5 protein-coding genes are annotated in these 17,197 nt (G+C 40.7%); all 5 read right to left on the reverse strand.

The genetic code is table 11. The features are described from left to right. The coding region (locus H3T48_RS00015) for a DUF1542 domain-containing protein (protein WP_198187613.1) at positions 1-8,636 on the reverse strand (8,636 nt) is incomplete at its 3' end. Between the two features lie 793 nt (positions 8,637-9,429). Next, positions 9,430-9,690, reverse strand: a complete 261-nt coding sequence (locus H3T48_RS00020) for a SemiSWEET family transporter (RefSeq protein ID WP_074425732.1) — start codon at positions 9,688-9,690, stop codon at positions 9,430-9,432. A 230-nt stretch (positions 9,691-9,920) separates the two neighbouring features. Continuing rightward, the gene (locus tag H3T48_RS00025; RefSeq protein WP_198187615.1) at positions 9,921-11,852 is read right to left on the reverse strand and encodes a BglG family transcription antiterminator; all 1,932 of its coding nucleotides are present in this window, start codon (positions 11,850-11,852) and stop codon (positions 9,921-9,923) included. A 41-nt stretch (positions 11,853-11,893) separates the two neighbouring features. Continuing rightward, entirely contained in the window at positions 11,894-14,515 is a 2,622-nt protein-coding gene (locus H3T48_RS00030) for an alpha-mannosidase (protein WP_198187616.1), read from the reverse strand. A gap of 8 nt (positions 14,516-14,523) precedes the next feature. Further along, entirely contained in the window at positions 14,524-17,193 is a 2,670-nt protein-coding gene (locus H3T48_RS00035; protein WP_198187618.1) for a glycoside hydrolase family 38 C-terminal domain-containing protein, read from the reverse strand. Between the last annotated feature and the right edge of the window lie 4 nt (positions 17,194-17,197).

Below are 17,197 nucleotides of genomic sequence, written 5' to 3' on the forward strand. Positions count from 1 at the left end.
GAGTCAGAACCGTTTGAGCCTGAACCGTTCGATTCGGAGCCATTTGAGTCAGAACCGTTTGAACCTGAACCATTTGAGTCAGAACCGTTTGAGCCTGAACCGTTCGATTCGGAGCCATTTGAGTCAGAACCGTTTGAACCTGAACCATTTGAGTCAGAACCATTTGATTCTGAGCCGTTTGAGTCAGAACCATTTGAGCTTGAGCCATTTGAGCCTGAACCGTTCGATTCGGAGCCATTTGAGTCAGAACCGTTTGAACCTGAGCCATTTGAGTCAGAACCATTTGAGTCAGAACCGTTCGAGCCTGATCCATTTGATTCTGAGCCATTTGAGTCAGATCCATTTGAGTCAGATCCATTTGAGTCTGAGCCGTTGGAGTCAGAACCATTTGAGCTTGAGCCATTTGAGCCTGATCCATTTGAGTCAGAACCGTTTGAACCTGAACCATTTGAGTCTGAGCCGTTTGAACCTGATCCATTTGAGCCTGATCCATTTGAGTCAGAACCGTTTGAGTCAGAACCGTTTGAACCTGAACCATTTGAGTCAGATCCATTTGAGTCTGAGCCGTTGGAGTCAGAACCATTTGAGCTTGAGCCATTTGAGCCTGAGCCATTTGAGTCAGAACCGTTTGAACCTGATCCATTTGAGTCAGATCCATTTGAGTCTGAGCCGTTTGAACCTGAGCCATTTGAGTCTGAACCATTGGAGCCGGAGCCGTTTGAACCTGAACCATTGGAGCCGGAGCCATTTGACTCTGAGCCATTTGAATCAGAGCCGTTGGAGTCTGAGCCATTTGAATCAGAACCGTTTGAGCCTGAACCGTTGCTGCCGGAGCCGTTGGAGTCTGAACCGTTTGAACCGGAACCATTTGAGTCAGAACCGTTTGATTCTGAACCGTTTGAGCCTGAGCCATTTGAGTCAGAACCGTTTGAGTCAGAACCGTTTGAGTCAGAACCATTTGAGTCAGATCCATTTGAGTCTGAGCCGTTGGAGTCAGAACCATTTGAGCTTGAGCCATTTGAGCCTGATCCATTTGAGTCAGAACCGTTTGAGTCTGAGCCATTTGAGCCTGATCCATTTGAGTCAGAACCGTTTGAGCCTGAACCGTTCGATTCGGAGCCGTTTGAGTCAGAACCGTTTGAACCTGAACCATTTGAGTCAGAACCATTTGAGCTTGAGCCATTTGAGCCTGAACCGTTCGATTCGGAGCCATTTGAGTCTGAACCGTTTGATTCTGAGCCGTTTGAGCCGGAACCATTTGAGTCGGAGCCGTTTGAGCCGGAACCATTTGAGTCTGAACCGTTCGATTCTGAGCCATTTGAGTCTGAACCGTTTGAACCTGAGCCATTGGAGTCTGAGCCATTTGAGCCTGAGCCGTTTGAGTCTGAACCGTTTGAGCCGGAGCCATTCGAGTCTGAGCCGTTTGAGCCTGAGCCATTGGAGTCTGAACCGTTGCTGTCGGAACCATTGGAGTCAGAACCGTTTGAACCGGAGCCATTTGAGCCGGAACCATTGGAGTCTGAGCCGTTTGATTCTGAACCGTTTGAGCCGGAGCCGTTGGAGCCGGAGCCATTTGAATCAGAACCGTTTGATTCGGAGCCGTTGGAGCCGGAGCCATTTGAGCCGGAACCATTGGAGTCAGAACCATTGGAGTCTGAGCCGTTCGAGCCGGAGCCATTTGAGCCTGAGCCGTTTGATTCTGAACCGTTTGAGCCGGAGCCATTGGAGTCTGAGCCGTTCGAGCCTGAACCATTTGAACCGGAGCCATTTGAGTCTGAACCGTTGCTGTCGGAACCATTTGAACCGGAGCCGTTTGAGCCGGAGCCATTGGAGTCGGAGCCGTTTGATTCTGAACCGTTCGAGCCGGAGCCATTTGACTCTGAGCCGTTTGAGCCGGAATCGTTGGAGCCGGAACCATTGGAGCCGGAGCCATTTGACTCTGAACCGTTTGAGTCGGAGCCGTTTGAACCGGAGCCATTCGAGTCAGAACCATTGGAGCCGGAACCATTGGATTCAGAGCCGTTGGAGTCTGAGCCATTTGAACCGGAACCGTTGGAGCCGGAGCCGTTTGAACCGGAACTATTTGAGTCTGAACCATTTGAGCCGGAGCCATTTGAATCAGAGCTGTTTGAGCCGGAGCCATTTGATTCTGAGCCGTTTGAACCTGAACCATTTGACTCTGAACCGTTGGAGCTTGAACCATTTGATTCTGAGCCATTGGAATCAGAACCATTAGAGCCGGAACCGTTTGAGCCGGAGCCATTTGACTCTGAACCGTTTGAACCGGAACCGTTAGATCCTGAGCCATTGGAGTCTGAGCCGTTTGAGCCGGAACCATTGGAGTCAGAACCGTTGGAGCCGGAGCCGTTTGAGCCGGAACCATTTGAGCCGGAACCATTGGAGTCAGAACCGTTGGAGCCGGAGCCATTTGAGCCGGAGCCGTTTGAGTCAGAACCGTTGGAGTCGGAGCCATTGGAGTCGGAGCCATTTGAGCCGGAGCCATTTGACTCAGATCCGTTAGAGCCGGAGCCATTGGACTCGGATCCGTTCGAGCCTGAACCGTTCGAGCCGGAGCCATTTGAGCCGGAACCATTGGAGTCGGAACCGTTTGAGCCTGAACCATTTGAACCGGAGCCATTTGAGTCAGAACCGTTTGATCCTGAGCCATTGGAGCCGGAGCCATTTGAGTCTGAACCATTGGAGCCGGAGCCATTTGAGTCAGAACCATTCGAACCTGAACCATTGGAGTCTGAACCATTTGAACCGGAGCCATTGGAGTCAGAACCGTTTGATTCTGAGCCATTTGAACCAGAACCGTTCGAGCCTGAGCCATTTGAGTCTGAACCGTTTGAGCCTGAGCCATTTGAGTCAGAACCATTTGAGCCTGAGCCGTTTGAGTCTGAGCCGTTTGATTCTGAGCCGTTAGATCCTGAACCGTTTGATTCTGAGCCGTTTGAGCCTGAACCATTGGAGTCGGAGCCGTTAGATCCTGAACCGTTGGAGTCTGAACCATTTGAGCCTGTGCCATTTGAACCGGAACCGTTGGATCCTGAGCCATTGGAGTCTGAACCGTTTGAACCGGAACCATTTGACTCTGAACCATTGGAGTCTGAGCCGTTGGAGCCTGAACTATTTGAGTCTGAACCGTTTGATCCTGTGCCGTTCGAGCCGGAGCCATTTGAATCAGAGCTGTTGGAGCCGGAACCATTCGAACCTGAGCCATTTGAGCCTGAGCCGTTTGAGCCTGAACCATTGGAGTCTGAGCCATTTGAGCCGGAACTGTTGCCGTCGGAACCATTTGAGCCTGTGCCATTTGAGTCTGAGCCGTTAGATTCTGAACCATTTGAGCCTGTGCCATTTGATTCTGAGCCGTTTGAACCTGAACCATTTGAGTCAGAGCCATTTGAGTCAGAACCGTTGCTGCCGGAACCGTTGGAGTCTGAGCCGTTGGAGCCTGAGCCATTTGATTCTGAGCCGTTGGAGCCGGAGTCGTTGGAGTCGGAGCCATTGGAGCCGGAGCCGTTTGAGCCTGTGCCATTTGAGCCGGAACCATTTGACTCTGAGCCGTTGGAGCCGGAACCATTTGAGCCTGTGCCATTTGAACCTGAACCGTTAGATCCTGAGCCATTTGAGTCTGAGCCGTTGGAGCCTGAACCGTTAGATCCTGAGCCATTTGAGTCTGAGCCGTTGGAGCCTGAACCGTTTGATTCGGAGCCGTTAGATCCTGAACCGTTTGATTCGGAGCCGTTTGATTCGGAGCCGTTGGAGCCTGAACCATTGGAGTCTGAACCGTTTGAGCCTGAACCATTTGATTCTGAGCCATTGGAGTCTGAACCGTTGGAGCCTGAACCATTTGAATCAGAACCATTTGAATCAGAACCGTTTGATTCTGAGCCGTTGGAGCCTGAACCGTTTGATCCTGAACCATTTGAGTCAGAACCGTTGGAGCCGGAGCCATTTGAGTCAGAACCGTTGGAGCCTGAGCCATTTGATTCTGAGCCGTTTGAGTCAGAGCCGTTTGAGTCAGAGCCATTTGAGTCAGAGCCATTTGAGCCTGAGCCATTTGAGCCTGTGCCGTTCGAGTCTGAACCGTTGGAGCCTGTGCCATTTGAGTCTGAACCGTTGGATTCTGAGCCGTTGGAGCCTGAGCCGTTTGAACCTGAACCATTGGAGTCTGAGCCATTTGAACCTGAACCATTGGAGTCAGAGCCATTTGAGTCAGAACCGTTGGAGCCTGAGCCATTTGATTCAGAGCCGTTGGAGCCGGAGCCGTTTGATCCTGAACCATTTGACTCTGACCCGTTAGATCCTGAGCCATTTGACTCTGAACCGTTGGAGCCGGAGCCGTTTGAGCCGGAGCCATTTGACTCTGAGCCACTTGAGTCAGAGCCATTTGAGCCGGAGCCATTTGAACCGGAGCCATTTGATTCTGAACCATTGGAGCCGGAGCCATTTGAACCTGAGCCATTTGAGTCTGAACCATTTGATTCAGAACCGTTGGAGCCTGAGCCATTTGAATCAGAACCGTTTGATTCTGAACCGTTAGATCCTGAGCCATTTGACTCTGAACCATTGGAGCCTGAACCGTTGGAGTCTGAGCCGTTGGAGCCGGAACCATTGGAGTCAGATCCATTTGAACCTGAGCCGTTTGAGCCGGAGCCGTTGGAGTCAGATCCGTTGGAGTCAGATCCATTTGAACCTGAGCTGTTTGATTCTGAACCATTTGAGCCGGAGCCGTTTCCTCCAGGTTTATATTCTGATTTAACTGTATTTATCCAATCTTCAAGAAGCTTAACTACTTCATCAGCATTCTTAGCATTACCAATTTCTTCAGTACCCTGTTGAACATCCCTATCAATTGCTGCCTTTTGCGCTGCTTTTTCATCAGCAGATAATGTAGGATCAGTGTCAATCGTGTTTTTAATAGGCTGTATCAATTTGAACTTATCAGATAGCTCTGCCTTAGCGTTGGCTTTTCTCTTGTCTAATGTGAATTCTGGTGCATATGTTTGGACATCATTTACACCTTTTTCTAACGCTGTAGATAATTTATCCGCATTGGTTGCTGCGTCTATTGCATTTTTAGCACTTGCAGCTGTCGGTCCACTTAGTTTTTCCCATAAATCTGCCTTTTCTGTTGAAGTTAAGTTTTTATCAGCGTCTATTACTTCCTTAATCTCAGCAAGTGCCTGATCTATTCTTACCTTAGCATTTTTCTTTTGGGTTTCAAGCGGTAACCCTGTTTGGTCAACAATATATTGGAATTCACTTTTTGCTCCACTGACAGTTTGCTCACATTGATCGAGCGTTTTTGCAGTTTTTAATTTATCAATGTACTTACTGTATATATTATCAATAGCTCTAATATATGAGGTCTTCTCATCTTGCGTAATATTATCATTCTTATTAACATCAATTTTAGCTTTTTCTCGCGCCTCAGTAATACCATCTTGATACTTACCAATAATATTATCAAGATTGGTATACCAATATGTAATTACCGGATTGCTCAAACCTATATTAATAGACTTTACGTCAGAACCACTAGCATTAGTATCCGTAACTCTGGAAAAGATGTATTTTGGTATGTCCGGTGCATCTGGTATAGTAACCGTGTCTCCCACTCTTCCAGTGATTTTAACTGGATTTGAAGGGAAGAGAGAATACATAGTAACTGTATCTCTATATCCTATATTTATATTTTTTTCATCACCCTCTACATATATTGTAACAATTGGATTGTCCACACCAACGGTAGTGGTTTTGGGTTGAATATTCTCCCCACTTTTTTCAACATAGTAGTGGTAACCTGATGGAATATATGATTTGAATCTGTCGCTTGTCCAATTTATAACATTTCCTGTGTTAGCTGACGTACTTTTTTTATCGTACCACAAAGTTTTGGATGTCGGTACGATTGGACCTCGATCCTTATGATTAATGTCCACATACTGGAATTTAACTGTTTGTGGCGTGCCCCAAACATATATGGTGTAAATCCGATCCGGCTTTATTGCACTCGTTGCTGTTCTTCCTGGAACATATACATATTTTGCTTGGCCATTAGCATCGGTCAGCATTAAATCAGGATCTATTACTGCTCCAGGAAATAAGTCTCCACTGGTAGCTCTAGCCAGAAAGTATCCAGCTGGCATTTCATCTACAGCATATTTCGTATCCAAAAGGCGAAATCTCTGTCCAACAAAATTATCTTTATCCGTTAATGGCATATTAACAGTTTTTATTACTGTTCCACTTTGACCAACATATTGAACAACAGCAGATCCAACCTTAGGAATATCATTGTTGCTAAGCCTCATCTCTCTATATTTTAAAGGGAAAAGCGAAGAATCAACCGTTTTGTTTCCTGCGGAATCAAATGTACTAGTCTTTTTCCAAATTTTAAATGTGTCAAAACCATTGACAGTTTTATCAGGTGTTGTACTTACATTATTACTAGTCCAAAAATCAAGAGGTTGTGTCACACCATTTATATTAAAGGAGCCGATATGATTTTCAGGATCTCGGTAAGTCGAAATCATCGCTACTGATGGTGTAATGGGTTCTCCATCTTCGTCACAATAGGATATATCCAACGCTCGAGGACTATTAATTGTTAATTTAGGACAAGAAATATAGGCTTCATCGTAGTCGTAGTTTCCAACTCCAGATGAAGATGCAGTAGAGACTAAATCAAATATAGGACTTAATTCAGAATTTGATTTTATTGTTAAAGACGCACCCTTACTAAAAGTAACACTTGGGGCAAGACTACCTGGAAACGTATTAACTAGTCTAATGGAAGGCATTATCTCTGGAGTTAAAATATCATGATTTAAAGTGAATCTCTCACCAAAAAAATACTCAGAACCCAATATGTCCGAGTCAATAAAAGCTCCCCAACCATGTTGATTCCAAGAAACATCATTACCAGCTTTTAAAGCACTAACCCCTCTAAAAACTGATTTATTTGATGCTTCATCAGAATCTTCGTAAATTGTTAATGAAGCTCCATTGCCTATGGAAACAGAAGAACTACTAGTTACGTCGGTATTAATTAGTGTACTTTGTTTTGTATTAGTTGTTTTTATTGTTACATCAGCATTATCAGCAAATTCTACAGATGAAAATCCATACTGATTGGTAAAACCCTCTCTGACCTCAAAGTAATTAGTTCCAGAAAACTTAACTGAAGCTTTGCCAACTCTTGTAATGTAACAAAGTTCTTCATTACTCGAATTAGCTTTATCACTACTTTTTACCGTAACATTATCAAAATAGATTGAGGCTTTCGGAGCATCATGATCTGACCAATCACTACCTTTAAAGTCAATAAGATTGCTTTCGCTATCACTTGTTGCCGTCTTAGTTAGCGAAGCATTTGTTAAAGCAAATTGGACTGGAAGGGTAGTAGGAGTGAACTTAAAAGCTGCATTTCCCAAATCAATCCGATGCCCGTTACCATTTATTACTACACTACCTCTTCCAGACCTTTTACCGAGTTCTAATTTGCTCTGCTCATTAGAGATGTCAGTGACAATATTAATATATGATACCTTGTTATCAGCCCAGGCTGTCGCAAATTCTTCAAATGTCGATACAGTTGCAACTTTAGTCTTAAAATTATCTGGATTTGTAATTTGAAGAGGGAGCGAAACATGATTTGACGGATTTTTAATATCTTTTTTATTCTGCTCAGTTATTGTTGCAGCAGTATTAATGTAGTTAGAATGCTCTGCTGTGTCAGAAGTAAGCAATATACTTTTGTCATCGTCTTTTTGACTTACTGTGCCTGCCCTTGGAGTTACGACAGCCTGTGAAGCATCTGGATTAGTGTTTTTTTGGTATACAGTATCATTTGCTTCAGTTTCATTATTGATTATGTCAGTCTCAGTAGAGTTAGAAGATATTCCTGCTTTCTCAGTTTCTTCTACTTGAGCACCTGCAGTAATACTATCTTGAGCTTTAGGAGATTCAGTAGCTGCTTTCGCTTTTTCTGATGGCGCAACGGCTGGTGTTTCAGCTTTTTTAAAGAATGAATTCAATCCTTCATATGTTGAAACACTCACCTTTTTAGTGATTGGCTTTTTATTTTTATTAACAAGTGGTGCCTTCTCAATCGGCGCCTTTTTTGCATTCTGTTTGTTCTTTTTTACTGTTGTATTAGCAGCACTAGCATGATAGCAAGAATTAATGTCATCAATTGCCTGAGTTAAAGCTGCATTAATTTCAACTAAACTACTGGCTTCTTCTACTTCAGTTTTTGCCTGTTCCGCCACCGCATCAACTTGTTTGAGTTGATTGGACTTATCACTACTTGAAAGTCCAGTATCAGAATTAATTTTGCTTTTTACGGTGGTTGCAGCAGTGTCTAGGTCAACAGAAGAATTCTGTTTGGCATTGTCTATGGATTTAGAGTCCACCGACTGCTGCAAGTCTTGATTGATCCCCTTCTTTTGCTCCGTCTTAGAGTCAATCTCAGCGGCTTTAACTGGAACACCAGCATGACTATCTAGGTAAATTCCACCTAACATAAAAGTTACTAAAGAATAACTAACCAGCCAGTTCTTTTTACTTTTATGTAATTTATAATTTGTGTTTTTAGTCTCTTCGACTAACTTTAAGTTCTTTTTCAAATTATACTCTCCTGTTCATTCATTTACTATATAATGAGAAAGTCTATCACATAAATTAAATTACATAAAGCTGTTTTTTGATTTTTTGAGGACAAATCCCATTTTTGATTTTATCGATATAATCGCTGATATAAAAGCAATTATATCGATATATACAATTGGATTCCAAAGCCGAAAAAGCCGTTTTAAAGTTATTATGTTTATATTTTATTTTTACTTTTTATATAATATAAAATTATATAAATAAAGTAACTTTTGTTACTTTATTTAAAAATCGCATTAATTTTTTAAAAATAACACATGTAATAATAGCTGAATAAAATAACTCATATATTTTGTGCTACATTAGATGCATTTACTGTTTGGAGAATTAAAATAATTAATCTTGCCTTTTTTCGGCATTTTCACATCTTTAAACTAGTTAAAGAATTTTTCTTCTCACTCTTTTAGAGGTGTTATTTAAATCTCGTAAAATCGTCTTCATCTTCTATTTTTAACCTGCTTATAATATTGTTGTTGATGAAGGGCTACGTATAGTTTTTTAGAATTATCGGTAAACAAAAAAAGCTCTTATTTATTAAAAAAGAGCTTTTTGTCTAATAAGTTTACTGTTATATATTTTTATTTGTTTTGCGGTTATCTTTTTTACTCAGTCCAATGGAAATTCTGTCCGAAGTACTAAAGTTTATTTTTACAATCTTTCATCTTCGTATTTGTAAAATAGATTAGTAATCACTGCAGCAAATAAAAAAGTCATCCCTAAAAGTAGGAATGACCTTTCAATATTTAACTCTTATAGAGCAGTGAAAAACGCAATTAAGCCGAAAACAAAGCCGATGGCATTGCAGGCAGCTATTGGAATATCACGATCTTCTTTAAAGAGTCCGTAAATAACCCATAGTAGCGTATTAATTGCTGTAGCGAGTGGCTGGATTGGATTGCCTTTAACTCCATGCAGATTACTAATAATTTGTGGAATGTAGGACACATACATAATAATTGCCGTCACAGAGGCAACCCATCCTAAAATTGTCATTGCTTTTTCTAATTTCATTGCTTCATCTCCTTGTCGCACAATTCTATCATTGTGTAATTCTTCACTCAAGAGCATTTAGTTTGGCTATAGTTTTTAAAAATATAGTCTTAGTTGAGGCCAATTGCTATGACAAAAGCCTTTAACTTCAAGCTTATTTACAAGTTCAGTATAGAACAATTTGACTTAAAACTAGCAAAAAACGAACTGCTAAAACAGTTCGTTTCGCTGATCAAATAATTTTTGTAATATCAGTAGCTTGATTTAATTAATGAACTAATTGCGTGCTTAATTTCTTTGGGACTCGAGCTCTTATCAATAATTTTGCGAAAAGTCAGATTAGTTTGTAAATCAACAATGAAGTCAAATAATTTCTGTACACTTAGATAGTCTTGACGGGCAATTGCCAAGAGAAATACATATTTAACTTCATTTTTTTCGTCCCATTTGATTGGTTTATCTAAGCGAGCAAATGATACCTTTGATTTTTTCGTAGCATAGCCTAAGGAATGCGGGATAGCTATTTTTCCACCAATTGCGGTTGAATACATCTTTTCTCGTTCATCTACCCGTTGTTTGAAATCTTTGTTAACAATTTTTTTACGCTCTAAGTTTTTAATTAGCATATCGAGTAATTGCGCTTTGGATAACGGTTCTTGCACTAAGTAGATATTTTCCTCATCAAACAGCTTATTAATCGCGCGGTATGGATTATTAAGTGACTTCAAATATTCAGACAGTTGCAAAATATCATTGTGAAAATTAGTTAAATCAATTTGAATCACTGGTACCGTGGCATCAGTCAAAGGCACCATCGAAATGAGAAAGTCATTACCACTTGCTTTACCCGCTAGATATTCATCGTAAGTATAAGTTCCCGTAATGTTTAAAAAGGACGCAAATTGAGTTTGCAATTTTGCGCGTACAAGTGCAGCTGTTGAAATTCCATTCCCGCAAATTAGTGCAGCGTTTTTTTGAGACGAAAGATTTCCCTGCCGCTCAATCGAGGCACCTATATGCAGCGTGATGAAGGAGAGCTCATCGTCATTCAATTTTAAATTGAGCATGTGCTCCAAAATTGGTGCTGAATAAGCCGTAATCTCATACGCATAGGGAAAAGTGGACAATATGACGTTTAACAACGGATTCTTCCGATTACCATTAACCGTCTTAATTTTCACTAGATTGGTTAAGTGTTGCGTCAAATTAACCCGCAGTTCACGATCATCTAATAAATCGATTGCAAACTCTTTTTTGATGTTTTCCAAAAAAATCGTAATGGCACTATTAATATTGTCCTTTATACTAACGTGATCATTTTCACTTACACATTCAGGATAATTCAAAGCAAAATGATAAATTAGGTCATTGGCCTCTACTTGATTGAACTCCACTTGGAATTCTGCTTCCAATTTTTGAAGTAGCTTTTGGACAGTGCTCTGAACTGGGGGCTTAATTTCCACCGAATTACCAGTCTCTAAACGGTAACCCATCTTAATTCTCGAAATTGCTAAAGCTAGATGCAAGATAATGTTTTTAGTATTAATGTCCGATAAGTGGTAACTATAATGACGTAAAAAACCATGCACCGTTTCTTTTAACAAGTTCAAATCTAAGTTAGCAAAAATACTCTTCTCGCGTTCTGTAAAGTCAACGATATAGCTATTCGACTTCTTATTAATAAGTTTACTAATAATAAAATTGCGTTTGGCAGATTCAGAGCCGTCAACATAATACTCATCCCCGTCTTTCACAACTCGTAGTTCAAAATCACTGAACTCTTTCTTAATTGTTACCAAGTATGTGAAGAAGGTATTATCACTGATAAACAGCTTCTCTGTCAGATCATCTAATTTAACACGACTATTAACCAATAGGTACTGCTCAACTTCAGCAATTCGCTCACCTGAACTTGAAGCCGGCAAATCCCTTCGTGCCAATTCCGTTAGCGTTTGCTCTGTTTTTTTATCAAAATCACTTAGGTAAAAGCCCTCGCCTCGCTTATTTTTTATTTCAACTTGTAAACTGCTTAATTCGCGGTTTAATGCTTGAATATCGGACCTAATTGTCCTCGTACTTACATTGCACTTTTGAGCTAAAAAGGAGGCAGAAACGTAGCGGTTGGCAGAATTATTTAATAAAAATTCGAGGATTATTCCCAATCGTTTATAAGATAGTTTCATACATTCACTTCTTCTCATTTAGTTATATAAGTTACAAACTGCTATATTTGCTTAATCAAGGTCAACATGTCATAAGGGGCAATTTGGTAATCCTGGTCAATTATCTCTTCCAAACCGTTCACTACAGTAAAGCCAGCATCTTTTAGATAAGAAACATCAACTACTTCTTTTGTCGGATTTGAAAGACGGAGAACCAAGTTGTTTTTAATTGTGTATGCAGGATACAGTGCTGAAACTTCAACATTTTGTTTGATATTTAGCCAAGATTCAGTTTGTTCAATCTTGGTTAATTTTGGTGAAAATTCAATATCCCATAACTTGTTATCAAGACGATTAACAAAGAGATTATATTTTTGCATCTGGTAACTAACAGATGGTGCATACCAATCGCTGATTACTTTTGTCAGTCTATTTTCTGCAAGCTCAGCATTACTTGGGGCATACAAACCAAACGAGAACTCATTAGTTCCAGTTTCTTGAGCTAACGGCGTTGGCATCATAATATGGCCAACAGAAGTTGTGTCTCCGGATGCACGTCCAGGACGCCACAATAAGTCTGATTTACCCAGTTGTCCCGTAGTTGCCATAAGCGTGATATAAAGGGAATCGTCAACTTTTTCATATTCCTTTTGACCAGTTCCAAAGAAATAGAGACCGTCTTGCTTATCATGTAAGCCGACTGCACGATCAAAAATATAAATGTTAACTGGTTTTTCAACAAATTCATCGTTCCAATTGTCATCAATCGCTTCATTTTCCGTTTGACGAAAACCACCTTGAATCTGCGCATGTGCTGTCTTGGTCGTAATACCAGTTTTTAGACGCAAGCGTAAGCGGTGTGACAGAGCTTGATTATCGATCGTTAATTTGGCTGAAATCACATCCGAAGTGGCTGCTATCGTTAAAATTAATTGATAGCTCACATCAACTGTTTTAGGCGCTTCGCCATCAACCCGGTCTTCCAAATCAAACGGTAATTGCCATGTGCCAGTTAGAATCAATCTTTCAATTCCATCAGCAACTTCTTTTTTGATTGTTCCATTCCAATCAAGTCGCTTCTCTTCATCCCCTCGAAGTGGTGAAAAATCATAGGTATCACCATCATTAGCTTGATCATAAATACTAATAACATCATTAAATGTCTTGTATTTAGTGCTTAAATAAAAGGCACCATCTTCAAAGGCCAGTTGAACTCGGTGATTACCAATTGATTTTCCACTTATGCTCTGGAACTCGTCTACTACTTGATCACTATCCTCGAAATGCAGCACTTGATAACCTAAACCAGCCATTTTTACTTCTAGACTGACCTTGAGTTTAAAGTAGCCTGGTTCATCCTTAAATTCATAGCCGTTTGGCGTTAACTGCATAATATGTGGACGCGATTTAACTTCTTCTTTGCCCACAATTACAGCCTTATTCTCTGCTGGGAATTTAACTTGACTACTTTGACTAACTACTTCAACTGTTTTGCGTCCATTAAATTCGTATGGATCAGTATTAAAGACAATGACATCGTGATCAGACAGATTTAGCCGTTGTGCGATTCTCTTCTTAATATAGTTTTCCACACCATCAGCAATCTCGTTTGCTTGCTTAATCCGGTGCTCCATGTCAACTGCAACATTATCAGTAACACTTCCACCCAAAGTGTCATGTGGTTGCAATTCAAATAATAATTTCCACAGCTTAACCACAATTCCATTTGAAATTGGAATATCTGCATACTTGGCAATTACCATAAGTGGTTCTAAACGTCTGGTAATAGCTTGTTCAAGTTCAAAATTACTACGCTTATTACATGATCTAACCGATGTAATTGTCCTGTGAACTCGAGAATAAGTTGGATATCTTAATTCCCCTTGATATTCTGGTAGTTTCTTAGAACGTAACTTGTTCATAAACTGTGGATATGTACTTATTTCGACATCATTTTGCGAAAGCTCGTTAACTTTTTCAATTGTTTTTGAAACATCATGAATGATGTTCATTTGATCGATTCCAGAAGGAACCAAAACCTCGTCATTATTGCCATTTAATGCTTCAAATTCAATTCCCTTATCTAAGCGATTTTTGACAAAATCTTGTAAGTTGCGCTTTGATTCCAAATCGATTTGACCGGTGTAATACCCCAGTGGGAAATTGGCCGCAAAGACAGCTTTGCCACCCATTGCTTTCCATTTAAAGTATACAGAATTAGTTTGTCGTTTAAAATTCGTTCCACGCCAAGATAAAAAGTCATGGATTCCCACTTGGTTTAAAATCATTGGCAAGTTGGCATTAAAGCCAAAAGTGTCAGGCAAATAACCTAACATCATTGGTTCACCATAATTTTCTCTTGCGTCGATAATACCGATAATCAAGTTACGCAATAACGACTCAGCACTCGGTACCATTGCATCTGTTTGGGTATACCATGGTCCAATGAATAACTGCTTTCGGTTAACTAGGCGGTGAATTCGTTCCTTAGCTTCAGGATGAATTTCGACATACTCATCCACAATTGACATCTGGCCATCCAAAGTAAAGTTTGCTTCTGGATGATTCTCAAGTTCGCCCAAAACTTGTGTAAACAATTGATCACTTAAAACCTGAGCATCCTGAGTAGTGAAATACCATTCTCGATCCCAGTGTGTGTGATTTACAAAATATGCTTTAACCATAATTTCTCCTATAATTCAAAATAAACTGTCATGAACTTAGCGTGATCAATTTCTGGCAGAACAACTGTCCGATTGTCTACCTGCAAATCCGCAATTTTGTTTCCTAATAAGTCGACTAGTTGCACCACTTGTGGTTGCTTATTAAACGTAATTTTGTCACCTACAGGATGAAACAGCGGATTATACAATCTCATTTGATAGCCTGTGCCTTCTTCTGTTTGTTCAACCGTGCTGATAACTAACTGGTTATCGGTCTTAAAGAGGCTGAGTTCAGGATCAGCTGTTCGTTTAACCGGATTGAATGGAAAAGTTAATCGACCATTCAAAAATTCCGCATATTGATAGACCTGTAGTGGTGTCTCAAACGCTTTAACCTCGCTAGCCAAAGCAGCCTGATCATAGCCAGTTTGCATGGTTGTCATGGCTAACTCGAAGGATAAGTGCTGATTTAGTTCAGCCTCAGGCGTTGGCACAGTTTCATCCCCCGATGCCCTTCCAGGTCGATAGAGCAAGTCGCGTTTTCCTAGCATTCCATATGTCCGGAAAACAGTTAATCTAATTGTGGCGTTGTCTTTTCCAATACATTCGTATTCACGAACTCCTTGTGGAATAAGTGCAAGTCCACGTTCATCATCGGACATCGCAACAAAGCTTTGAACAGTGTTAATCGAAATTGGCTTTTCTTGCCACGCACCTTGATTTTGATGCCAATCTTTTAAAGCTTGCTTCTTCGTCAGCGGACGTTTTATCGTACCAAACTGAATGTCGGCAATACTCGTATTAGTAACTACTTCACTGTCAAAATCGATGCATAAACGGTGACTCTTTGGCAGTCTGTTATCGACATTAAGCTCAAATTTGATCAGCTTTGATGCCTGATCAAGTGTCACTATCATTTGCGTTGGCATCTTCACATCAGTCAAGCCCTTAGCCCGAGCAGCCAAATCACTCGGTACACTAAAATCGTAATCAATAATTAATTTGCTACTTAGTGCATTTTGGATGCATTGTGAGCGATGCGGTTGTGCTGTTGAGTAACTAACTAAATCCTGTTTGGCAGGTGAATAGTTGTAGGAGTCACCATCATCACCATTTTCTTCTAAGATTGCTTGTTTCTGATATAAGTGATTATTCAGTTTATCCAAAATGTCTAAACTACCATCAACATTTACTGAAATTTGATAGAACTCGTTTTCAATCTTGGTTCCAGTTTGTCTTGTTGGTAAGTCTATTTCTTGGTCCTGTTCTGAAACCAAAGATAACTGCTTGTAACCAAAAGCGGGGATGTTTGCTAACTGCATATTCACATCAAGCTGATACACTTTTTCCGGTAAATAAATTGCTTGACCTGGATCAAGTTGAATTGTTGAAGACGTAATTAACTCAGTTACATCTTTGACAGCAGTAATTTCAAAGGGAATATTTTGCCCATTATAATCTTGAATTTTGAAGTTACGGCTTGGGGAATATATCCGTTTGCTTACCACACCGCCACGTTCAACTGGCAACGTATTGAAAACGGTCAGTGTAATTGGGTGACCATCATTTTTAACACCTGTGGAAATTTGCCGCAAAGTCACTTCAACCAGTGCAGTTGCTATATCTTCAACCTTTTGATAGCGTGCTTTAATATCCGCGTTTACCCGATCAGACACACAGTTTCCCATTGAATCATGTGCTGCATTCTTAGCCATTTTTTTCCACAAGTCTTCAAGCGTTTTGGCTGGATAAGGCAAGCCAAAATAGCTTCCCAGGGCAAGAACTGGTTCTACAACATTCGCAAGATAATTTTGCAATTTGGTGTTAAGGGCTTTTAAGTCGGCACGTGAAGATGAAATCGACTTATGAACACGCATGTCCTTGCCACAATCCTGTTCTCCAGTAATCAGTCGCAATTCAGGGTTAGCTTCTTTAACAGTTGTAATGTAATCCTCGAGTGAAGCAACTTCAAAAGTGAACTTTCCTTTATTTGCTTGATTAAGCCGCTCGATAAACTCAGGTAGGTCAAAACGTAGCGGTGCCATATCAGAGCCATTTGGAAACAGCACATTATCAGTTGAAGCTTGGTCAACAACTGTTTTAAATGGTTCTTCAGTCATTAACTGGGCTAGCTTAGTTTCATCGACTACGCCGCCAATAAAGTAACCACAGGCCATCCGGAAAACACTGATTTCTGAACCGTCCTCACCTTGCCAAGTAAATTCGGATTGCTTAGTATCATCAAGTGAAAAGCCGCGGTACAAAACAGCATCCTCAATACCAAGCTGTTGATATATTTGGGGCATACTTGATTCTTGACCAAATGAATCAGGAACATAGGCAACGTTCATATGGCCCCCTAATTCATCACTCTGCTTCATTCCAATACGTAAGTTGTTAATAATGCTTTCCCCAGAAGCTAGATACTGATCCGTTTGGGTATACCATGGTCCAAGAATTAGTTTCTTTTCTTTAACTAACTTCTCAACCCGGTTTCGCTCTTGCGGACGCCAATTTAAATAATCCTCGATTAGTGAAGACTGACCGTCCAGCAAAAAAGAACCATATTGTCCTGAAGCTTCAAGATGATCAAGAACATCTTTTAGATCTTTTAGTAGATATACTTTCGCTTGATCTGAGGTAAAGAACCATTCCCTATCCCAGTGAGTATGTGGAACGACAAAAACTTTTTTTACCATTTTT

This window comes from Lactobacillus sp. M0403 (assembly GCF_016101265.1).
In the GTDB taxonomy this organism is placed as follows: Bacteria; Bacillota; Bacilli; order Lactobacillales; family Lactobacillaceae; genus Lactobacillus; species Lactobacillus apis.

Excerpts from the sequence above, each read along its gene's own strand:
- H3T48_RS00020 (WP_074425732.1), bottom strand. The coding sequence starts at position 9,690 with ATGAAATTAGAAAAAGCAATGACAATTTTAGGATGGGTTGCCTCTGTG.
- H3T48_RS00025 (WP_198187615.1), bottom strand. The coding sequence starts at position 11,852 with ATGAAACTATCTTATAAACGATTGGGAATAATCCTCGAATTTTTATTA.
- H3T48_RS00030 (WP_198187616.1), bottom strand. The coding sequence starts at position 14,515 with ATGGTTAAAGCATATTTTGTAAATCACACACACTGGGATCGAGAATGG.
- H3T48_RS00035 (WP_198187618.1), bottom strand. The coding sequence starts at position 17,193 with ATGGTAAAAAAAGTTTTTGTCGTTCCACATACTCACTGGGATAGGGAA.